Origin of the sequence: Agarivorans albus (assembly GCF_019670105.1) — a bacterium.
Classification (GTDB): Bacteria; Pseudomonadota; Gammaproteobacteria; order Enterobacterales; family Celerinatantimonadaceae; genus Agarivorans; species Agarivorans albus.
Map to the genome: position 1 here is coordinate 824615 of NZ_AP023032.1, position 22950 is coordinate 847564.

The following is a 22950-nucleotide window of genomic DNA, read 5'->3' on the forward strand; positions in this document are numbered from 1 at the left end:
GCGGCTTACGGGCCTCCCACTCGTAATGGTAGAAGTTATGAAATTTACAAAAAATAAAATTGCTGCGCTGTTATCGCTCACTTTGTTGGGTGTGTACGGATGTGGCTCAACTCCTAGCTCGAGCGACGCCGAAGGCGCTGTTGAAGATGTAGGCGGAACGATTCCAGATTTTGAATCTGCCGCTTTTTTCAAAAAAGTTAAAAAAGACCATGCTAAAGCCGAAGTGGTTAGCGACCAAGGTGTTACTAGCGGAAGTAGTGCGCTAAAAGTAAACTTTGATTCGGTATCCGAGGCTAACAAATTTAAGTACTGGCCAAATGTTAAAGTACACCCAGATTCTGGCTTTTGGAACTGGAATGCGAAAGGAAGCTTAAGCCTAGACATTACCAACCCAACTGATAGCCCAGCAAACATCATTCTAAAATTGGCTGACAACGTGGGCGTAATGGGCTCTGGTGACAACCAATTAAACTATGCGGTTAATGTACCCGCTGGCGAAACTGTGCCAGTTGAGATGTTATTTAACGGCACCAAACGTAAGTTAGATGGCTACTGGGGTGGCGAGAAAATCAACTTACGTAACATTGTAGAATTCCAAATCTTTGTGCAAGGTCCAATGGATGCACAAACAGTCATTATCGATAACTTTAACTTGGTGGATGCTACCGGCGACTTTATTGAAGCCTCTGGCCAAGAGGTTAAGGTAAGTGGTCCTATTCCAACGGTTGCTTCAGTTACTAGCTTTGATGAAGGTCAACCTACCTTTGTTGCTTTTGACCGCAGTGCAGCAGCAACGGTAACTGAGTTAAAAACCGACATGGGCGGTTTGCTAGCTGTTAAATTAGCGGCGACTAACGCCTACCCTAATATCACTTTTAAAGCGCCACAACCTTGGGATTGGAGCGAGTACGGTGATTTTAGTTTAGCGTTTGATCTAGAAAGTAAAACAGACGAGCCTTTACAGTTGTTTGTTCGCGTGGATGACGCAGAAAATGAAAACTGGGGCGGCACTGCAAATGGCGTAGTCGACAGTATGTCTAGCTACGTAACGCTAGCACCTGGTGACGACGGTACCTTCTACTTGCCGCTAGGCCAAACTGGTAGCCAAATCGTTTCTGGTATGCGTGCCGAGCCACCTAAAAAGTCCTACAACGCGCAAGCGATTAGTTATGGCTGGGGTGAAAAGAGCTTAGATACGTCAAACATTGTATCTTTCCAGCTATACCTGCAAAACCCAACTAAAGATGCAGAATTCAATATTAAGAGCGTTCGACTTATTCCAAATATTGATGCAGATGCAACCCGTTATGAAGGTTTGATTGACCAATATGGTCAGTTTACTGGTTCTGAATGGCCGAAGAAAATTAGCGAAGACGAAGAACTAGAAACCATGGGTAAGCTGGCAAAAATGTCGCTTAAATCAACCAGCCAAATGCCAGGTCGAAGCATTTATGGTGGCTGGGCCGATGGTCCTAAGCTGAAAGGCACAGGCTTCTTCCGTACTGAAAAAGTAGACGGTAAATGGTCGTTAGTAGACCCACAAGGCAACTTGTTCTTCGCAACTGGTGTCGACAACATTCGTATGGACGACACAGTAACCATTACTGGCCACGACTTTGCCGACAAAGACAAACGTAGCGGTAAAGAAGTGGCTTCTGAAGTTCGCCGTTCAATGTTTACTTGGTTACCAGAAGATGACGATGTATTAGCTGAGAACTATGACTACGCAAACTGGGTGCATTCAGGGGCACTTAAGAAAGGCGAAGTATTTAGTTTCTATGGTGCTAACTTGCAACGTAAATATGGCGGTACTTTCTCAGAAGCTGAAAAAGTGTGGAAAGACATCACCATAGATCGCATGGTTGATTGGGGCTTCACAACCCTAGGTAACTGGGCTGACCCAATGTTCTACGACAACAAAAAAGTTGCTTACGTAGCAAACGGTTGGATTTTTGGCGACCACGCACGCATTAGCACTGGTAACGACTACTGGGGTCCTATTCACGATCCGTTTGACCCAGAGTTTGTAAATAGCGTTAAAGCGATGACTAAAAAGCTAATGACAGAAGTAGACAAAAATGACCCATGGATGATGGGTGTGTTTGTCGACAACGAGATTAGCTGGGGTAACACCAAAAACGACGCAAACCACTACGGTTTGGTGGTTAATGCGCTTAGCTACGACATGAAGAAGAGCCCGGCTAAAGCAGCCTTTACCGAGCACTTAAAAGAGAAGTACTGGGCCATTGAAGATCTAAACACTAGCTGGGGCGTGAAAGTTGCGTCGTGGGCAGAGTTTGAGAAGTCATTTGATCACCGCTCTCGCTTAAGCAAGAACATGAAGAAAGATTATGCCGAAATGCTAGAAATGCTTTCTGCTAAATACTTCTCAACGGTTCGTGCTGAGCTTAAGAAAGTACTGCCTAATCACCTATATCTAGGCGCACGCTTTGCAGACTGGGGTGTTACGCCAGAGATTGCCAAAGGTGCTGCACCTTACGTAGACGTGATGAGCTACAACTTGTACGCCGAAGACCTTAACTCAAAGGGTGATTGGAGCAAGTTAGCAGAGCTAGATAAGCCAAGCATTATTGGTGAGTTCCACTTCGGTTCAACTGACTCAGGCTTATTCCACGGCGGTATCGTGTCGGCAGCTAGCCAGCAAGATCGCGCTAAGAAATACACCAACTACATGAACAGTATTGCCGACAACCCTTACTTCGTAGGTGCTCACTGGTTCCAATACATTGACTCTCCAACAACGGGTCGTGCTTGGGATGGTGAAAACTACAACGTAGGTTTTGTTTCAATCACTGATACACCATACGTTCCACTGGTTGAAGCCGCTAAGAAATTCAACCAAGACGTTTACATGCTTCGTTACAAAAAATAATCGCAACAACGATTTAGCACTCCTCAGTTAGGTGGGGAGTGCAATCTGCTAGGTACAAGGAATGGGCAGGAAATATGAAGATTAAATTTTTATCTGCAGCAATCGCTGCAAGCTTAGCATTGCCATTAAGTGCTGCTACCTTAGTCACCTCTTTTGAGGAAGCCGACTACAGCAGCTCTGAAAACAATGCTGAATTTTTGGAAGTGTCTGGAGATGCCACTTCTGAAGTTTCAACTGAACAAGCTACCGATGGTAATCAATCGATTAAGGCGTCTTTTGACGCGGCTTTCAAACCAATGGTTGTTTGGAATTGGGGAAGTTGGAACTGGGGCGCTGAAGATGTTATGTCAGTAGATGTTGTTAACCCTAACGACACTGACGTTACCTTTGCTATTAAGCTAATTGATAGTGATATTCTTCCTGATTGGGTAGATGAGTCTCAAACTTCATTGGACTACTTTACGGTTTCAGCTAATACCACGCAGACCTTTAGCTTTAACTTAAATGGCGGGAACGAGTTCCAAACTCATGGCGAAAACTTTAGTAAAGATAAAGTTATCGGTGTGCAGTTCATGCTCTCTGAAAACGATCCTCAAGTGTTGTACTTTGACAACATTATGGTTGATGGCGAAGCAGTCACTCCGCCACCAAGTGATGGTGCAGTGAATACGCAAACCGCGCCTGTAGCCACCTTAGCGCAAATCGAAGACTTTGAAACAATTCCAGATTACTTACGACCTGATGGTGGGGTAAACGTTTCAACTACTACTGAGATTGTGACTAAAGGTGCTGCAGCAATGGCTGCTGAGTTTACTGCAGGTTGGAACGGTTTAGTGTTTGCAGGTACTTGGAATTGGGCAGAACTAGGTGAACACACCGCAGTCGCCGTTGACGTTTCAAATACTAGCGATAGCAATATCTGGTTGTACTCACGTATCGAAGACGTAAATAGCCAGGGCGAAACTGCGACTCGTGGCGTATTGGTTAAAGCTGGCGAATCGAAAACTATCTACACCAGCTTAAATGACAATCCTTCATTGCTTACTCAAGATGAGCGTGTGTCAGCTTTAGGCTTACGCGATATTCCGGCAGACCCAATGAGCGCCCAAAATGGCTGGGGTGATTTTGTTGCTTTAGACAAATCTCAAATTACCGCTATTCGTTACTTCATTGGCGAATTAGCCAGTGGTGAGACTAGCCAAACACTTGTGTTTGATAACATGCGCGTGATTAAAGACCTTAACCACGAATCAGCCTATGCAGAAATGACTGATGCTATGGGGCAAAACAACTTAGTCACTTATGCAGGTAAAGTTGCCAGCAAAGAAGAGTTAGCTAAGTTAAGTGATCCGGAAATGGCTGCTTTGGGTGAGTTAACCAACCGCAATATGTACGGTGGTAACCCAGATTCGTCGCCAGCTACAGACTGTGTGCTAGCTACGCCTGCCTCGTTTAACGCTTGTAAAGACGCTGATGGTAACTGGCAATTGGTCGACCCTGCTGGTAATGCGTTTTTCTCAACCGGTGTTGATAACATTCGTCTGCAAGATACTTACACCATGACCGGCGTGTCGAGTGACGCCGAATCTGAGTCTGCACTTCGCCAGTCAATGTTTACAGAAATTCCAAGTGATTATGTCAATGAAAACTATGGCCCTGTGCATAGTGGACCTGTTTCTCAAGGCCAAGCTGTAAGTTTTTACGCTAATAACTTAATTACCCGCCACGCTAGCGAAGACGTATGGCGAGACATTACTGTTAAGCGTATGAAAGACTGGGGCTTTAACACCTTAGGTAACTGGACCGATCCAGCCTTGTATGCAAACGGTAGCGTTCCTTACGTGGCAAATGGTTGGTCAACCTCTGGTGCCGATCGTCTTCCAGTTAAACAAATTGGCAGCGGCTACTGGGGACCACTTCCTGATCCGTGGGATGCTAATTTTGCTACCAATGCCGCCACAATGGCTGCAGAGATCAAAGCTCAGGTTGAAGGCAACGAAGAGTACTTAGTGGGTATTTTTGTTGATAACGAAATGAGCTGGGGCAATGTCACTGATGTTGAAGGCTCTCGTTATGCGCAAACGCTAGCGGTGTTCAATACCGACGGCACTGATGCAACAACTAGCCCTGCCAAAAATAGCTTTATTTGGTTCTTAGAAAACCAGCGTTATACCGGTGGCATTGCTGACCTAAACGCAGCCTGGGGAACCGATTATGCGTCTTGGGATGCGATGCGCCCAGCGCAAGAGTTAGCTTATGTGGCTGGCATGGAAGCTGATATGCAGTTCCTTGCTTGGCAGTTTGCTTTCCAGTACTTCAACACCGTAAACACAGCATTAAAAGCTGAGTTACCAAACCACTTGTACTTGGGCTCTCGCTTTGCAGATTGGGGACGTACTCCTGATGTAGTAAGTGCTGCTGCGGCTGTTGTTGATGTAATGAGCTACAACATCTACAAAGACAGCATTGCAGCTGCCGATTGGGATGCTGATGCCTTAAGTCAAATCGAAGCCATTGATAAGCCGGTAATTATTGGCGAGTTCCACTTCGGTGCGCTTGATAGTGGTTCGTTTGCAGAAGGTGTAGTAAATGCCACTTCGCAACAAGATCGTGCAGACAAAATGGTTAGCTTTTACGAATCAGTAAATGCCCATAAAAACTTTGTAGGTGCGCATTGGTTCCAATACATCGATTCACCATTAACGGGTCGTGCATGGGATGGCGAAAACTACAACGTTGGTTTTGTTAGCAATACTGACACGCCATATACATTGATGACAGATGCTGCGCGTGAGTTTAACTGTGGCATGTACGGCACTGACTGCTCTAGCTTAAGCAATGCTACTGAAGCTGCTTCGAGAGCGGGTGAGTTGTATACCGGTACCAATATTGGTGTTAGCCACTCTGGCCCAGAAGCGCCAGATCCAGGTGAGCCAGTTGATCCTCCAATTGATCCGCCAACACCACCAACGGGTGGCGTAACTGGCGGTGGCGGTAGCGCAGGTTGGTTATCGCTACTAGGTTTGGCCGGCGTATTTTTACTAAGACGTCGTAAAGTGTAAGGACTGTGCCGCCTCGTAAATTAAGTTGTATTGCGAGGCGGCCTTTTTATTTTCAGGAAGAAATATGAAGTATCTATATATTGTCCGCGGGCCATTTGGCAGCGGTAAAACCGAGTTTGCAAAAACCATCACCAATGACGTGGTGTCCTGCTGGGATTACTACGCTCAATATGGCCAAAACAAGTGGAATGAAGAGCTTAAGCCGCATGCCGATGAGTATTGTCGTGCCTCTGTTGCTGAGTTAATGGAAAAAGGCGTTAACAGCATCGCCGTGACTAACTCCTTCTCTAAATCTAGTGACTTAGATTTTTACCTTGAAGCCGCCAACCTGCATGAATACAAAGTATTCACCCTGGTGATGGAAAATCAAAATAGCGAAGAATACAAACGTGACGCGCCAGAAGATGTGGTGCTTAAACAGATTATCAACTTAAAAAATAGCGTGGTATTCCACCAAGGTTTTTAACAGCAATTGATAGCGTTTTGGTAAGAGAAAAAGTATGAAAAAAATAACCATTGCCAGCTTCTTTTTGTTTTGCGGTTTAACCTTATCTAATAGCGTTCTAGCACAGGTAACAACGCCCATGGTTTTGGGCGAACGCGACCGCTTAGTCGTTGATTTGATTAAATTAGCATTTGAAAAAAGTAACTATTCGCAAAAAATTCAACCCATCGATACCTATTACAGTGAGGCTCGATTAGTTGAAGAAGTAAAACAAGATCAGGTGAGTGTGATTTGGGCTGGTGCGTCAAACTCGATGCAGCAACAGCTTAAAGCCATCAAGATCCCTATTTTTAAAGGATTATTGGGCCACCGCGTTTTTGTTATTGAAAAAAGCAATCAAGCAGCCTTTGAAGGTGTGTCTAGTTTAGCCACGCTAAAGCGCTTAAAAGCAGGCTTAGGCCGTTTTTGGGGCGATACCGAAATCCTAGAAAATGCCGGACTAGAAGTAGTTAAACCGGTTAAAGCACAAAGCTTATTCTACATGGTAGATGGCGGACGTTTTGATTACCTACCTTTAGCTGTGCACGAAGCCTGGGAAGTGGTAGAAACCCAAAAGGAAGTAAACCTCGCCGTAGAAGATGACATTCTGTTGGTCTACCCAATGGCGATGTATCTCTACGTTAACCCTAAGAATCGCGCCTTATATGATGCGATTAACGATGGCTTAGAAACCGCCATTGCTGATGGCAGCTATAACCAGCTGTTTTATCAATCTCCCCTTATCTCAAAAACCTTTGAAACAGCGCGCCTTACCGAGCGCCGAATAATAAAAATAGATAATCCTTTACTGCCCGCAGACGCACCTTTGCACCGCGAAGAGTTGTGGTTGGACATTCAAGAAAGATAGACATAAGCGAGACTAAACGTGAAAGCAAGTTTGAGTAAATCCCTAATTATTATATTACTGCTATTTGGTTTGCTAGGCCTGTTATTAGGCGGTGGCGTTAGCTACTTAAATACCAAAAGCAAATTGGCTGAAGGCTACTTAGTAGAGCAACAAGCCATTACCGAGATGGCCAAAGCATCATTAATAGAAGCGGTGTTTGTTTATGATTTTGAACAAGCGCAAGCCATTGTAGATGCTTTGGTTCAATCCCCGATCCTAAATGCAGTGGAAGTAGTGGACCAGCGTGGTAAAGCTATTTCTCAGGCCAGCATTGCCAATCAAAAGCAAGACTTCAATCTAATTGAGCTGCAACGTGGCGAGGACTTTATTGGTACGTTAAAGCTGCAATTTGATGATAGCAGTGTGATTGCCACGCTAAACAGCGAAATAACCAATGTAATGCTCAACATTATATTGGTATTAGCCGTTGTGGTTGCAGCCGTGTTTTTCTACGTGCGTAAGCTGGTGGTAATTCCAATCAACGACGTGGCAAACTCTTTGCACCAAATTGCCACTGGTGACGGGGACCTTACCCGACGTATTCCAGTGAACAACGATAACGAGATAGGTGTACTTAGTAGCAACTTCAATTTACTGATGGACAACCTATCGCACCTGCTTAATAGCATTCGTTCGGTGAGTGAGCAGGTAAGCTCGGTGTCTCATTCGTTAAGTTCATCTTCTAGCGAATCTCAGCGTGATTCTTTATCGCAACAAGATCAGATGGAGCAGGCCGCTACCTCACTGCAAGAAATGAGTGCCTCCGCAGAAGAAGTGTTTGTAAACGCTGAGCAAACCGCCGAGAAGTCGCAAACAGCCCGCGAGCAAACCTTGCTAGGTGTAGAGTTGGTGCGCGAAAACAGCCAATTAATTACCCGTTTATCGCAAAGCATTACCGATACGTCTTCACGCATCGATAAGTTAATTGATTCAAGCTCAGCGATTGGCTCTGTAGTGGAGGTTATTCGTAACATCGCCGAACAAACCAATCTACTTGCCTTAAACGCGGCAATTGAAGCAGCTCGAGCTGGTGAGCAAGGGCGAGGGTTTGCGGTGGTTGCCGATGAAGTAAGAGCTCTGGCCCAGAAAACCCAAGAGTCTACCCAAGAAATTGAATCTATTGTTGCTGCGCTGCAAGACAATGCCTCAAATGCGGCTAGCTCTATGGGGGCAAGTTTGCAATCGAGTAAAGAGGTGGACAATGCGGCGGGGTCTATTTCACAAGCCTTACAAGATATCTGCGAGCACATTGAGAACATTAACCAAATGAACACCCACGTTGCGGTAGCTGCCAAACAACAAAACAGCGTTACTCAGACCATTGCTGAAAATGTTACCACCTTAAATACCCTGGCTAGTTCTATTGCAAATAATGCAAAAAATGTGAACGGACAAGTGATCTCACTCGAAGAACACAACAATGAGCTTGTAGTAAATATCAAACGTTTTAAAGTATGACAAATAAACTTAAATAGTAGGAAGTAATCAATGTTATTTGGAAACGTGAATAAGCTCTCTTTAGTAAAATATGTAAATCCATCCTTTGTTACTTGGATTGATGAAGCGATGGCTTTAGCTGCTGAGAAAGAAGACGGTAGATATGAGCTTTCAGGTGATGGTGTATTTGTATTACTAATGTCGCCAGAAACTGAAGGATTTGCTAAGCGTAAAGCAGAAATTCACAAACAGCATTTAGATATTCAAATCCTGTTAGACGGTGAAGAGCAAATTGGCTATACCCACGAACTAGCCGAAGAAGCTTTAGCCTTAACCGAACTTGAAAATGATGTGGCGTTTTTTGAGCAAGCGAGCAATGAGCAAATGGTTAAGCTTGGCAAAGGTGACTTTGCAGTGTTTTACCCAGACGAAGTTCATCGTCCTCTTTGCGCGGTAGCCGAACCTCGCCAAGTGCGCAAAGCGGTGGTTAAGATCCCTGTTAGTGCTTTGTAAGTGCACTAAATCCACTTAGCCAAGGCTAAGTGGATTCTTTTTTGATGTTACTCGCTTATTAGCCTTTCACCCATCACTACTAATATTCCTTGATTAATGCCAGTTAACCTGCGCGCTGCTGTTTACTTCACCATAAAAAATCCCAGCAATATAGACTGTTGTGCTAGCCGATACCCATAGTGATACCTCTATTGACTTAGGGTTAAAGCATTAAGGCTTAGCACTTCGTTTACGCTTAAGCTTGGCTAACACGAGGCATGGTTCACAAGTTTGTAAAAATTGGTTTTCCAATAATTTAGATTGGTTGACATTTGATTGGCTGAAGTCATTATTACCCTTAGATATTTTTCTGTTTTAACGCGTCGCTTGGCAGCTAGAAAGTTTAATACTTAAGGTTTGTTAGTTAAGTTTTCTCTATGGCTTAGTTATATTGCCTAGACTCTGCCATGGCTATCAGGACGCTAATCATTTGAGGATACATAATGGAAACGCGCTTAAGGGCTGACTCAGCTAAAACTATATCTGAGCATGAGCAATCAATTTTGATTTATGATTTTGCTGAGCAAATTCCTAAGGCTTTTAGTTTTAGCAACGTGGACGCAGAATTGGTAAGTGAAGGCAACGGCATTACTACTGGTTCGCAAGCCTTAAAAGTTACTACACATAGCAAAGAAAACTTTTACACCTCAATCTTTATCGAACCTGAGCAGCCTTTTGATTGGAGTGCGCTTCCTAACTTTAGTTTTGCATTTGACGTCACAAACTTAGGTCGTCGTTCAACACAGATTTTCATCAATATCTTCGACAAACAAGGGCAAATGCATAGCCGCAGCATTAACGTAGCCGGTGGCTCTTGCAAAACTTATTTAAACGAGCTTAAAGGTGAGTTTTTAAAGGGGGGGCTTAACTATGAATCGGGTTTTCGCTCTAACCCAGCAGCCTGGGATACGCCATTTCACTATGCAACGTGGATGTGGGGTGAGATGAACATCGATTTAAGTGCCGTTGCCAAAATTGAATTAAGCATTCACGGTACTTTGATTGATCATCAGTTGGTGTTAGATAACTTTAGAGTGATTTTTACCCCGGAATGTAATCCCGATTTTCTTAAAGGTTGTTTAGATAAGTTTGGTCAAAATGCTTTAGTGGAAACCGCGGAAAAAGTACATTCTGAAGAAGAGTTATTGGCGGTTACAGCCAAAGAGCTTAAAGCCTTAGAGCAAGGTGCTATGCCCCAGCGTTCGCGCTTTAGTGGTTACACTGGAGGTCCGCAGCTAGAGGCAACCGGCTTTTTCCGTACCGAAAAAATCGACGGTAAATGGTCGTTAGTTGACCCAGATGGTTACCCATACTTTGCTACCGGCCTCGACATTATTCGCCTAGCAAACTCATTTACTATTACCGGTATTGATTACGACCACTCAAAAGTGGCTGCGCGTAGCGATGACGATGTTACTCCTGAAGACTCTAAAGAAAAGCTCGAAATTAGCCAAGAAGCCTTTGATTCAGCCTATGTTGCCAACCAAACTCGCCGAGACTTTTTTGATTGGTTGCCTAGCTACGACGACCCCTTAGCTGAGCATTACAGCTATATGCGTGAGCTGTTTGAAGGCCCAGTTGATCGCGGCGAAATCTTTAGTTTTTACTCGGCAAATCTACAGCGCAAGTACGGTCAAGATGGCGCCGATTACATGGGCAAGTGGCGCGAAGTCACCATGGACCGCATGCTTAACTGGGGCTTTTCTTGTTTAGGTAATTGGACTGCTCCAGAGTTTTACAGTAACGACAAAATTCCTTATTTCGCCAATGGCTGGATTATTGGAGACTTTAAAACAGTGACTAGTGGCGATGATTTTTGGGCGCCACTGCCTGATCCTTTCGACCCGGTATTTAGAGAGCGCGCCGAAGCAACGGTAAGCCAAGTTAAAGCCGAAATGCAAGGTTCACCATGGTGTGTGGGTATTTTCATTGATAATGAGAAAAGCTGGGGCCGAATGGGCACCATTAATGGCCATTATGGTATTACGATCCATACTCTAGGTCGCAGCGATGAAGAGAGCCCAACTAAGGCGGTATTCACTCAAGCCTTAAAAGACAAGTACGGCACTGTAGAACAGCTTAACCAAGCTTGGGGGACGAACATCGACTCTTGGCAAGCAGTAGCTGGTGGCGTTAGTGATTTAGCCCATAACGAAGCACAGCTTAGTGACTACTCCATGTTATTAGAGTTGTACGCCAGCGAATACTTCAAAGTGGTAAACGAGTCGCTTAAAGCTCAATTACCTAATCACTTGTACTTGGGGGCTCGATTTGCTGATTGGGGCTGTAATCCAGAGGTGGTAAGAGCGGCGGCAAAACATGTGGATGTTGTAAGTTACAACTACTACAAAGAAGGGCTACATCCAGAACCTTGGAAGTTTTTGGCTGAAGTAGACATGCCGAGCATTATTGGTGAGTTTCATATTGGCGTTAAAGAAGGTTTCTTCCACGCAGGTTTGGTGACGGCTAATGACCAAACCGAGCGCGGCGAGATGTTTGAAGATTACTTAAACTCAGTGATTGATAACCCATATTTTGTCGGCGCACATTGGTTCCAATACATTGATTCACCGATTACTGGGCGTTCGTTTGACGGCGAAAACTACAATGTGGGTTTTGTGGGCATAACCGATGTGCCATATCAGCCAATGGTTGATGCTGCTAAACGGGTAAATGGCGGCATGTATCAGCGCCGTTTTAAAAATGCGAAAAAGTAGTGCGTTTTGACGTTTAACCTTAACTAAGAAAGGGGACTTCGGTCTCCTTTTCATTGATATACCAATACGTGGTTTATCTACTGGGAAAGTCTGTTGCTACTTCTTGTTTATCTTGGTTAATACGACCAGCGGTAAGCATGTTGATGTAATGATTGGCTTTGCGCCAAGTGATATAAGAATTGTAGCCACACCTTAATGAATCCGTTTGTTAAATAATCCAGTGTGGCTATAACGCCAGAAGTGCAAGATCGGCTTCTGGTGTTTTTTTGTCCTTCCTACTCTCGTTACTAAACTTCAACAATTAGCTTGTGACTCATTACTCTTGGCTCATGATAGTCTTACAAGCTGATGGCTTAATCGCTGAGTCATTTATAGAGCTGTGTGATGTCTGTTTAGTATGATGCTGGTGGCTCAAGTATGCTTCAACTAAGGGGCGCTTATTGATTGCCAGTGGCTAACCCGCTGCTGTTTAACTCCCGATTGCTGAATGGCTTTTTCAACTAAACCTAAGCGAATGATCTCTGCTAAGCCTTGATCAATGGCTTGAGCAATTTCAGCTCCATGTGGGTGCTGTTTCGACACCATAAAATGACGGCTTTCTTGAAATTCTATTTTCATATTCGGGATCGGATAAAAGCTGCCATAACTATCTTGAATGGCTAGGTCTGGGGTATTCGGGAACTCTAAAAAGGCAACGTTAATTCGGCCCTTACTTAACATGCCAAACAATGACTGATTACGGTTGAGTTTATCTATGTTGTTAAAGCCACTACGCTGCAACTGGGCTATGTCTTGATACCAAGTACTTCCCACACTGATGGGTAATTCTCTGAGCTGTTCATGAGTTAAAATTTGGCTGAGCAGGGGAGAACCTTGGTTAACATAAAAGCCTTTTTCAAAGGTATTTTTAGGGATAATAGCCACCGACTTGTAGGTACTGTCATCAAAGTCACTTTCCCAGATGTCGGCCTGATATACCGCCACATTGCCTTGTTTCAACTCTCGCAGGCTGCGACCGGTATTCGGCGAGGTTACAAAGGTGAGCGAATACTGTAAATCGCTATAGCTGAGGGCTTGAGTTAACAGCAGCAAGCTTACGGTTGCGCGATCTGAATAGGGTGACTCATAATCATTGATTTGGGCTGGGTTGTCGCCTTTTAGCTCAAGCAATTGCTGGTAATTTGAGAAGGTGCCTTGGTCACCAATAATCGACACTTCTATAGCGGCGAAAGAAGAAAAGCTATACAGGCATAAAATGCTGAGTATCCACGATCTCACTATTGCTCCTTATTTGTTTAGGGCGGCCTTAACTAATTTGGCAGTTACTTACTGTAGCGTAAGATAACAACTTAAAGTGTAGACCGCTTCACAGTCGCTATTAGGAACAGTGGTTTAAGGAGCGATTAAGCTTTGTTTTTAGATGACTTAATACGCTGAATAATGGTGAGAATCAGCACCCAGGAGGCGAGGATAAAAGTAATAATATTGGCTAAAAAAACCGATAGATCTTGTATTAAGAAGCCGTAAATCATCCACAGACCTACGCCAGTGGTTAATATGGAATACATGGTTAATGAAATTCCAGCAACATTCTTGGTCTTAATAATGTGAATTACCTGCGGGACAAACGACAAAGTGGTGCAGCTAGCTGCTATTAATCCAAGAACCGTAAGGGCTGTCATCTAAACTTCATTTACTGGTAAACCAATTTGGGTGAATTATACCTTTTTGGTTAACCTTGTAAATAATGAAACCGATTAAACCCTGCACTCATCACTTAGTTAAGTACACTAGCTTCTAGGATGTTTTGACTAACCAGCTTTTTGAGTAGTTGCTGGGTATTCTCCCGCAAGTTATCCCGTAACAAACGCATCGCTGGAGTAATTGATTGGCGGCTGGGGCAAATAAGCCATAATTCGGTGGGAGTAGGTTGGTAATCGTGCATCACACTCACTAAGTTACCGGCTAAGATATCAGAAGCCATATCTAAGCTAGATTTAACCGCCAGCCCATGGCCGGCTACACACCAGCGCCTTACTAAATCGCCATCGTTTGCTGCTCTGTTGCTTGTCATTTTAATCTTGTAGCTTTGTTGCTCATCACTAAAGCGCCAAACATCATGAACAATGTCGTGCAGCTGATAGAGCAAGCCGTTGTGTTTGCTTAGCTCTTTAGGGTGCTTGGGCGTCCCATGTTTTAATAGATATTCTGGGCTGGCGCACAATAGCCGTGGAGCGTTACATATTTTGAAGCCGTAAACACTGGCATCGCTGGGTGAACCATAGCGCAAAGCCATATCTACTGAATCACGATAAAAGTCGATATTGCTGTCGCTAATGCTGCTGCGTAGGTTTAGCGCGGGGTAGTGCGACATAAACTCATCTAGCCAGGGGCTGATTACATTTCTTCCCAGATCAGATGAAAGAGCGATTCGTAGCTCACCGTCAATCACATCCAAGTCGTGTTTCATATTTTGCTTGGCTTGTTCAAGCATTTGCAGCGCTTGTTCGCATTGCGGAACATAACGCTCACCCGCGGCAGATAAACGCAGGTGTCTGGTTGTTCGAATAAATAGCTCCGCACCTAGTTGGCTTTCTACACGCTTTAGTGCTGCACTAGCCGTGGCAGAACGCATATCTAGCTTGGCTGCAGCGGCTGTAATACTGCGGCATTCTGCTACCTTTAAAACTACCTGTAAATCTTCCAGTAGCATAACGGCACCTTTTATTGTCTATTTATTTTTGATAATGATTCAAATATTACCCTGTTTATTGAGCTGTATGCAAAAGGCTACTATTTAACCCGTTAAAGCGAACCAGCAATTTACTTATTTAGAGGATAGCCAAATGGCCAAGTTAACTATCGTTGCAAACATTAAAGCAAATGCAGACAAAATTGAGTTAGTAAAAGCAGAGCTGCTTAAGCTGATAGATATCACTAGAGCCGAAGAAGGCTGTATTAACTACGATTTGCATCAAGACAACGAAAACCCAGCGCACTTTATGTTTTACGAAAATTGGGAGTCACGTGAACTATGGCAAACCCACATGGGCAATACTCACTTAGCAGAGTACATGGCGGCAACCGAAGGCGCAGTAGCAGAGTTTACCTTGAATGAAATGACGCAAATTGCTTAGGCTGTTTGCTTTGAAATGAGCAACAAAAAAGCCAGTCGAATGACTGGCTTTTTCTATACAGGCAATAAAGCTTAGTGAAGAATACGGGCGCGAATAGTGCCGTCAATTTCTTTAAGCTTAGTAATCGCTTGTTCGGCTTGCGCTGTTTCTACATCAATCACTACATAGCCAATGCTGTCATTGGTTTGCAGGTACTGCGCTGCAATGTTGATTGAGTCTTCGGCAAAGGCCAAGTTGATTTTGGTAAGCACACCCGGTTGGTTGTGGTGAATGTGCAACAAACGGCTAGTGCCAGTGTGCTCTGGTAGTGCTACTTCTGGGAAGTTAACTGCCGACAAGGTTGAGCCGTTGTCAGAGTATTTAGCCAGTTTAGACGCTACTTCAATACCGATATTCTCTTGCGCTTCTTGGGTTGAACCACCAACGTGTGGGCTAAGAATTACGTTGTCGAAGCCACGTAAGTTAGACACAAACTCTTCTTTGTTTGATTTTGGCTCAGTTGGGAATACATCAATCGCCGCACCAGCAAGCTTTTTGCTTTCTAATACTGATACCAAAGATTCAATCTCAACTACCGTACCGCGAGAGGCGTTAATCAGAATCGAACCTTGCTTCATAGCGGCAAACTGCGCTTCACCAAACATGTACTTGGTTTGTGCGGTTTCTGGTACGTGTAGGCTTACCACGTCACTCATTGTTAGTAGTTGGTCAAGGTCGGCGATTTGGGTGGCGTTACCCAAAGATAGCTTGTTTTCTATATCGTAGTAGTAAACTTGCATGCCTAGGGTTTCAGCCAAAATACCCAGCTGAGTACCAATATGGCCGTAACCGATAATGCCTAGCTTTTTACCACGTGCTTCATAAGAGTTGTCGGCCGATTTTATCCATTCGCCGCGATGTGCTTTGGCGTTTTTCTCTGGAATGCCACGTAGTAGTAAAATAATTTCACCTAATACTAGTTCAGCTACGCTACGAGTATTAGAGAACGGTGCGTTGAATACTGGAATACCTTTTTGCTGAGCAGCTTTAAGGTCAACTTGGTTAGTACCAATACAGAAACAACCAATTGCAACAAGCTTGTTTGCTGCTGCTAGCACACGTTCGTTTAGGTCTGTACGGGAGCGAATACCAATGAAGTGAACGTCTTTAATTTTTTCAATCAGTTCTTCTTCTGCTAGCGAGGTTTTGATCATTTCTACATTTTCATAACCCGCAGATTGGAAAGATTGCAGTGAGCTAGGGTGTAAACCCTCTAACAACAATACTTTGATTTTTTCCTTGCCTAACGAATACTTTGCCATGTTTGCTTCCTAATACCCATGTTACCGCTCGAGCGGCTAAATTTAGCAAAAAAGCAGCACTTAGGGAATGTAATTTTATTACATCAAATTTTATTCATGATGTGATTATTATTCTCTATATTATTTATTTTGTAGTTTTTAATGTTGCAATGAGGGTTTAGTTTAGTGCTTGATCGAGATTATTTATGGGGTGTTGGAATATTTCACAAAAAAAAGAGCGCGCAATGCACTCTTTTTTTTTAAGGTCTTAGTTGATTAGCGTTTTTTCGCGCCTTCTGGGGTGCCAATGATCACTTCATTTGCGCCGCGAGCTGCAAATAGGCCATTAGTTACTACACCTACAATGGCGTTAATGTCGCGTTCCATTTTCACTGGATCTACAATCTTCATGTTGTGAACATCTAAGATCACGTTACCGTTATCGGTTACTACACCTTCACGGTAAACTGGGTCGCCGCCAAGCTTAACCAGCTCGCGCGCTACATAGCTACGGGCCATTGGAATCACTTCAACCGGAAGAGGGAAGTTACCTAATACTGGCACTTCTTTGGTATTGTCTACGATACAGATAAATTGGTCGGCAACAGCGGCAATAATCTTTTCACGAGTTAGGGCTGCACCACCGCCCTTGATCATGTGGTTTTGTTCGTTGATTTCATCGGCACCGTCTACGTAAACCGACAAGTCACTCACACTGTTTAAATCAAACACTTCAATGCCATAAGCGAGTAGCTTTTCGGTAGACGCTTCAGAGCTTGAAACCGCCCCTTTAATGCTGTCTTTCATGGTCGCTAAGGCGTCAATGAAATGGTTCACGGTAGAGCCTGTGCCTACGCCAACAATGGTGTCTTCTTGAACATATTCCAATGCGGCCCAGCCAGCGGCTTTTTTCATTTCATCTTGTGTCATTACAGTGCTCCGAGCAAAGTGAGGGGGAGGGCAACAGAAGCCCGCTTGTTTGGCGCGGATTATAACCAAGCGCTGGCGTTAACGCCATGCTCGTTAGGCGCTTTTTTCGGCGCTTTTATTATTACTGTTTTAGTTATTACCAGCACCAATATCTGCTAGGAGTAATAATCCGTTTAAGTGGTTGATCCCATGCTTGCACCGGCACTTCGTTTATTTGCTGGCAATCGTGAGCAAGGCCAATAACTAAAGGTTTATCTCCACTAATTTGTGCCAGCAAGCGGTCGTAGTAGCCGCCACCCATGCCTAGGCGGTTACCCTGCGAGTCAAAGGCTACCAAGGGGGCTAGGATTAAATCCAGTTGCTGAGCGTCAATTACCTGTTTGGCATCGAAGATGGGTTCGCCAATGCCAAATCTATTGGCTTGTAAGGGGCTGCTGGCTTGGTAACGATGAAAGCACATCTCGCCATTTTTCGTGGGGTCAACTAGGGGCACATAAACCTGTTTGCCTTGTTGCCATAAACAATTAATCAGCAAGCTTAAATCAAGCTCGCCGTCAAAGGCTAAATAGAGCGCTACCCGTTGCATCGGAATAAACTCGGGATCGTCCTGCAAGTATTCAAGAATGGCTTGGCTGGCCTCTAGCTGTTGCAAAGGGCTTAAGGCGCTACGTTGTAGGCGTATCTGTTTGCGTAATTGCTGGCGAGGATCTAGCTGGGGCATATAAACAGACTTAAATGACAAATTAGACTTTTAGTGTGTATCTATATTGGCAATCAAGCAAGGCGCTGCAAAACATTAAGCCAAAATTTGGGTCGATACCGAAAAGAGGAAGTAAAGGTCACCAAGCCTGATGAACAGGCTTGGTAAAAACCAGTAGAGTTATTCTTGCTCTACGTTGTGATACACGTTTTGCACGTCGTCACAGTCATCAAGCATGGCTTGAAATTTCTCGAACATCGCTACGTCATCACCGCTAATAGTGGTGTAGTTTTGCGGAATAAAGCTAATTTCTTCTAGTTCAAACTCTAACTCAGGCAAGGCTTGAGTTAATGAAGTTTTAACTTTGAAGTATTCAGTGTGTGGAGCAAATACGGTAATCATACCGTCTTCACTTTCTACATCGGTAACTTCCACGTCGTCCATTAATAGGATTTCTAGAATGGCGTCTTCGTCGTCACCTTTAAAGGCAAAAATAGCTTGGTGGTCAAACATATGCGCCACGCTGCCTTGGTTACCAATTTTAGATTTGGTTTTTACAAAGGCTTGGCGAACGTCGGTAAAGGTACGGCTGTTGTTATCGGTTAAGCAGTCAACAATTACCATACAGCCGCCTGGGCCGTAACCTTCGTAACGTGCTGGAACGTAGTCTTCGCCAGCGCCGCCTTTGGCTTTGTCGATAGCTTTATCGATTACGTGACTAGGAACTTGATCTTTTTTAGCGCGGTCTACAACACTGCGTAGTTGTAAGTTAGCTTCTAGATCGGCACCGCCATTTTTAGCGATAACGTAGATTTCTTTACTGTATTTAGAATAAACCTTGGTTTTTGCACCAGCGGTTTTGGCCATTGAGGCCTTACGTACTTCAAAACTTCTGCCCATAGGGATGCTCTTTTTGTTCGATGCTTAAAAATTCTGGGAAAGGATTTTACCAGCTGAAATACAAGGAACAAGGGCTGGCGCGGGTTCTCGATCAATAATGCGGTTAATTTAGTTAAATCGTGAGGTATTTAACTGTTAAATCCTCACGATTATCTAGGTGCTTAATAGCCTTTTGCGACTAAATAGCTGTTTGTAGCATATTTAAAGTTGCTCTAAAGACTGCTTACTTAAATAGGCAGGGTTATAGTATTTGTCGGCAAGGCTATGCGCTTGTACCGACTCGTAATCAATAACCGTGCTTTTATTGGTTTGAATGCTATCAACCAAGGTCATGGTTTTTACTACGGTTCGACCATCTCGCTGGCCTTGCTCAAAGTAAGCTTGTTTTGCCAGTTTGCCAGACTTTAAGTAGAGGTCGGCTTTAAGTGGAAAATTGCTGCGGTGATCCACCCACAAGTCTATTTTTTGATAGCTGGCACCACTGGTTTTAGCCTGTAATTGTAAGTGCAGAGCCGTTACCCCATCTAACTCACTAATTTCACCCAATTCGCCTTGGTAGTCTTCACTCCAGGTGAGGGTTGATATGTCGCCTACCGAGGCTTCTCCCAATAGCTTTTGCATGGGTGTAATGCGAATTGGCCTGCGGCTATTTGGCATAAGCAGCCAGTAATTGTCGCCAAGCATCAGCATTTTTTGCCCCAGCTCCGATTGCGCTTTAAATACCACTAATGATTCGCGTTCTGGGCGAATATACACGTTGTAACGGTGTTTCTTTTTTAGCTGCTGTTTATCAAATTGACTCACCTCGGTGACTACTTTGGCCGATGCGCTTTGTAAGCGGTAACTGTCGGCTTCAAGCAAGCGAAGGCTAACTTCCTCATTCGCTTGCACTAAACCAATGCTAAATAAGCTACCTAATAACCACAGTTTAAATAGACTAAACATAAATAAGAGCCTCGGTAATAGGCTTTTTTAAGCCTTTGTTCGCAGCAATGGCAGACGCCAATGCGCATATACACACCACGCCTAAAGAGACGATGGCAGCCAACATGAATGAGAACGTAATATGTAGTGGGTAGCCTACGCTGCGCCCCGGTGGAGGAGGCATTTGAATATCAGCAAATAGCAGCGTTAATGATACCGAGCCACTAAGTAGCACACCTATTAGGCTGCCAATTAAGGCCAGGACTACAGCTTCTAATACAAAGCCAATTAGCTGTTCCGAATTGGCAGTGCCCAGGGCTGATAGGGTGCCTATTTCTCGGGTTCGCTCAGTGACCGACATGCTCAAGGTATTAAATAACGACACAAACACCACTAGCGCCATAATAAAGCCCATCACTCCAAAGATGCGGTTGTACAAGCCTTTTACTGCTTCGTAGAAGAAGGCCTGTTCCCACCATGGCGTTACCAACAAACTTGGTTGCTGTTGTTCAACTTGTTGTTTGAGCTGGCTAATATCTTGATTGGCAAATGCAAATACCGACATTAAGCTCACCTTATCGGTGGCGAGCAGGGCTTGGCTATCACTTAAGGAGATATACACTAGGCGTTTGTCCATCTCTGGAACACCAGTAGAAACAATGCCTTGCACGGTAAAGTCGAAGGCATTTAGCGCGCCCTCTGTGGTGGTGCTAAGCAGCGTTAGCCAATCACCAGGTTGTACCTTCATGTTGCGAGCTAACTCGTCGCCTAGCAGAATTTGTGGCAAGTCTTGATCACTTTGCTGAGTGAGCAATTGACCAGCCTTTAGGTCTAAAAAGGGCCCTTTCTGGGTGAACTCGCTGGGCAATACGCCTTGGCCTACAAAAATTGCCGATTTGTCGCCGTTGCTAATTAGGCCGCTAAATTCGATGCGAGGTTGCACCGCTTTTATGCCGTTTAAGGCCATTAAGTCTTGGCGCTGCTGTTGCCAATTCGCTAAGCCATATTGCAGGGGAGTATCTTCTTGCTGGTTAAAATACTCTGGGCTAGACAAGGTTAAATGGCCTGTGTCGCGTGCGGCGGCTTCGGCTAGCGATTGATAGGTAAACAAGCCAAATCCGCCAGAGGTGACCAAGGCCATTACGGCAATGGCGATAATAAGCACCGACATAATGCTGCGGCGGCGATTTCGTTGCACATTAAGTAATGCATGTTTTAGGCGACGCATGCGCTAACCTCCTTGGATAATACCTGTCCGTCTAGTAGTTCTATTTGTCGGTCGCAATGTTCACTCATACGGTTATCGTGAGTGGCGATCACAAAGGTGGTGTTGTGGCTTTTGCCAATGGCCTTCATCAGCTCCACCACTTGGTGGGCGGTGTGGCTGTCGAGGCTAGCTGTTGGTTCATCGGCAATGACCAAGCGTGGCTGGTGAATCAAAGCTCGTGCCACAGCAATGCGTTGTTGTTGGCCCCCCGATAAACGGTCGGGTTTAGCTTGCGCAAAGTCGGCCATGCCTACCGCATCTAAAATTTGCATAATGCGCTGTTTGCGTTGTTGGCTAGGCACTTTATTTAGCATTAGCGGATACTCTACGTTTTCGTAGGCGCTCATTACTGGCACTAAATTAAAGCGTTGGAATACAAAGCCCAGCTGTTGTCGCCGTAGCTGCATACAATGCTGCGGGTCTTTATCCAGTTTTACCCCATCAAAATACAGCTCGCCTTGGTAGTTAAGATCTAACAAGCCACAAATATTAAGTAAGGTGCTTTTGCCTGAGCCTGATGGGCCGCAAAGGGCAATCATTTCACCAGCACGAATATGTTCATTAACATTGCTTAACGCCTGCTGACTTACTTGGCCGGTTTGGTAAAACTTACTTAAGCCTTTAAATTGCAACATATTCTATCCTTAGCTCTTGTTTTGCTTAGCCATTAGCTGCGCGGTGAGCTGGCTGTAATCATCATTTACACCGCTTTGCTTAAGTTGCTTAAACCATTGTTGAGCCAGTGCCGGTTGCTGATTGTTTAAGGCCGCCTCTACAGCAAAGCGGTACACCCAAGAAGTGGCTTGCGCAGGAGATTGCAAAAAGCGCTGGTCATTAAGTACTTGTTTGAACAACTGCATACCTTGGTCTTGGTAATTAAAAAAGTCTGGCACGCTGGTAAAGGTAACTGCGGCCGTTGCCTGCATATATATCGCTTGAGGAAGGTAGCGATATTGCTGCTGCCATTGCTCTTCTCCAATCATATTTAAGGCTTTATCCATGCGTGCTAAGCCATCTTCGGTGTAGCGCATTTTGCTCCAAGGCATCCAAGCATCGTCACCTTTTAAAGTCTCGGTGCCACCTAGATAAAACAAGGTCCAAGGGTCTGAAGGTTGCTGCTGATGGGCGAGTTGTAACTCTTTATACAGTGAATCTAGCTGCGAGTAGTCGCCTTGGGCAGCTTGAAAGTAAGTGGTAAGTTGTTGCTCGTTAATGCTAGCGCTTGCTGAATAAGAGCAAACAAGTAGTAGGCTGGCTAAAGTAAGCTTTTTCATGATCAATCCTTGTCAGTGTGAGTACATGAGCAAGATTACGATTGATATTCCCTTACAGCTGCATGATGCGATAAAAGGTAACTGGCGCAGATTAATGGAATGTTGAGCTGATGAATGAGCGGAGCGCAGAGTGAGGCTTAACGTGCTTACTCCATAAATAGTCTTAGTGTTTGGTGGTGGCTCGCAATCACTCTTGACCTATCGTTGCTTAGCTCTTGAAGATGACCAATAAGATTTAACCGTTTTCGTTTTAATATCCCTCTGTGGGTTGATCAATGCTGTGATTACATACAGAAATCTGGGATTCCTACTTTTCACAAAAGATTGCATACTTTTATGTTGATGTTTTAGTCACTTTTCTAGCTAGGTGGCTGATTCTGCTAATAAAAGGTGATAATATTGGATTTATCAAATGCGTGAAAGGAGGAAGAGCTCCTTGTTTAAGCAAGGGGTTTTTCCTCTTAATAAGTCGTTATGATTTTTTAA

General features: G+C 44.4%; 19 protein-coding genes. 8 read left to right on the forward strand and 11 right to left on the reverse strand.

Going from position 1 to position 22950, the window contains the following annotated elements:
* The first annotated feature begins 37 nt into the window (after window positions 1-37).
* The 7 genes from K5620_RS03905 (at window position 38) to K5620_RS03935 (ending at window position 12052) form a co-directional block, all read left to right on the forward strand.
* Window positions 38-2893 (forward strand): beta-galactosidase, encoded by a 2856-nt coding sequence (locus K5620_RS03905; protein WP_016403211.1) that lies wholly within the window; start codon window positions 38-40, stop codon window positions 2891-2893.
* Window positions 2894-2967: 74 nt separating this feature from the next.
* Window positions 2968-5955: a hypothetical protein gene (locus tag K5620_RS03910; RefSeq protein WP_016403210.1), complete on the forward strand. Its 2988-nt coding sequence runs from the start codon at window positions 2968-2970 to the stop codon at window positions 5953-5955.
* A 64-nt stretch (window positions 5956-6019) separates the two neighbouring features.
* Window positions 6020-6421 carry a hypothetical protein gene (locus K5620_RS03915; RefSeq protein WP_016403209.1) on the forward strand — a complete coding sequence of 134 codons (402 nt, stop codon included), beginning with the start codon at window positions 6020-6022 and terminating at the stop codon, window positions 6419-6421.
* Between the two features lie 34 nt (window positions 6422-6455).
* Window positions 6456-7307, forward strand: a complete 852-nt coding sequence (locus K5620_RS03920; protein WP_016403208.1) for a type 2 periplasmic-binding domain-containing protein — start codon at window positions 6456-6458, stop codon at window positions 7305-7307.
* A gap of 18 nt (window positions 7308-7325) precedes the next feature.
* The gene (locus K5620_RS03925) at window positions 7326-8804 is read left to right on the forward strand and encodes a methyl-accepting chemotaxis protein (protein ID WP_016403207.1); all 1479 of its coding nucleotides are present in this window, start codon (window positions 7326-7328) and stop codon (window positions 8802-8804) included.
* A 30-nt stretch (window positions 8805-8834) separates the two neighbouring features.
* Window positions 8835-9296, forward strand: coding sequence for a NanQ anomerase/TabA/YiaL family protein (locus K5620_RS03930; protein WP_016403206.1), 462 nt, complete (start codon window positions 8835-8837; stop codon window positions 9294-9296).
* Window positions 9297-9778: 482 nt separating this feature from the next.
* The gene (locus K5620_RS03935; protein ID WP_016403205.1) at window positions 9779-12052 is read left to right on the forward strand and encodes a beta-galactosidase; all 2274 of its coding nucleotides are present in this window, start codon (window positions 9779-9781) and stop codon (window positions 12050-12052) included.
* Between the two features lie 426 nt (window positions 12053-12478).
* Here K5620_RS03935 and K5620_RS03940 read toward each other — a convergent pair whose 3' ends face one another.
* The 3 genes from K5620_RS03940 to K5620_RS03950 all read right to left on the reverse strand — a co-directional run bounded on the left by K5620_RS03940 (window position 12479) and on the right by K5620_RS03950 (window position 14765).
* Entirely contained in the window at window positions 12479-13330 is an 852-nt protein-coding gene (locus tag K5620_RS03940; protein WP_040307516.1) for an ABC transporter substrate-binding protein, read from the reverse strand.
* Window positions 13331-13455: 125 nt separating this feature from the next.
* A complete protein-coding gene (locus K5620_RS03945) occupies window positions 13456-13734 on the reverse strand; it encodes a SemiSWEET transporter (protein WP_040307515.1) in 279 nt (92 codons plus the stop codon).
* 95 nt (window positions 13735-13829) lie between these two features.
* A complete protein-coding gene (locus K5620_RS03950; protein ID WP_016403202.1) occupies window positions 13830-14765 on the reverse strand; it encodes a LysR family transcriptional regulator in 936 nt (311 codons plus the stop codon).
* Window positions 14766-14898: 133 nt separating this feature from the next.
* Here K5620_RS03950 and K5620_RS03955 point away from each other — a divergent pair, with 133 nt between their 5' ends.
* Window positions 14899-15189, forward strand: a complete 291-nt coding sequence (locus tag K5620_RS03955) for a putative quinol monooxygenase (protein WP_016403201.1) — start codon at window positions 14899-14901, stop codon at window positions 15187-15189.
* Window positions 15190-15260: 71 nt separating this feature from the next.
* Here the strand turns inward: K5620_RS03955 and serA are convergent, their stop codons facing one another.
* The 8 genes from serA to K5620_RS03995 form a co-directional block, all read right to left on the reverse strand.
* Entirely contained in the window at window positions 15261-16490 is a 1230-nt protein-coding gene (gene serA / locus K5620_RS03960; protein ID WP_016403200.1) for a phosphoglycerate dehydrogenase, read from the reverse strand.
* A gap of 255 nt (window positions 16491-16745) precedes the next feature.
* Entirely contained in the window at window positions 16746-17399 is a 654-nt protein-coding gene (gene rpiA, locus K5620_RS03965; RefSeq protein ID WP_016403199.1) for a ribose-5-phosphate isomerase RpiA, read from the reverse strand.
* A gap of 136 nt (window positions 17400-17535) precedes the next feature.
* Window positions 17536-18120, reverse strand: coding sequence for a 5-formyltetrahydrofolate cyclo-ligase (locus tag K5620_RS03970; protein WP_016403197.1), 585 nt, complete (start codon window positions 18118-18120; stop codon window positions 17536-17538).
* Window positions 18121-18279: 159 nt separating this feature from the next.
* Window positions 18280-18999, reverse strand: a complete 720-nt coding sequence (locus K5620_RS03975) for a YebC/PmpR family DNA-binding transcriptional regulator (protein WP_016403196.1) — start codon at window positions 18997-18999, stop codon at window positions 18280-18282.
* Between the two features lie 201 nt (window positions 19000-19200).
* Window positions 19201-19944, reverse strand: a complete 744-nt coding sequence (locus tag K5620_RS03980; protein ID WP_016403195.1) for an outer membrane lipoprotein-sorting protein — start codon at window positions 19942-19944, stop codon at window positions 19201-19203.
* Window positions 19937-21151 (reverse strand): ABC transporter permease, encoded by a 1215-nt coding sequence (locus K5620_RS03985; protein ID WP_016403194.1) that lies wholly within the window; start codon window positions 21149-21151, stop codon window positions 19937-19939. Before K5620_RS03985 ends, K5620_RS03980 begins: the two co-directional genes overlap by 8 nt.
* Window positions 21139-21825 (reverse strand): ABC transporter ATP-binding protein, encoded by a 687-nt coding sequence (locus tag K5620_RS03990; RefSeq protein ID WP_016403193.1) that lies wholly within the window; start codon window positions 21823-21825, stop codon window positions 21139-21141. Before K5620_RS03990 ends, K5620_RS03985 begins: the two co-directional genes overlap by 13 nt.
* A gap of 9 nt (window positions 21826-21834) precedes the next feature.
* Window positions 21835-22464 (reverse strand): hypothetical protein, encoded by a 630-nt coding sequence (locus K5620_RS03995; protein ID WP_016403192.1) that lies wholly within the window; start codon window positions 22462-22464, stop codon window positions 21835-21837.
* Between the last annotated feature and the right edge of the window lie 486 nt (window positions 22465-22950).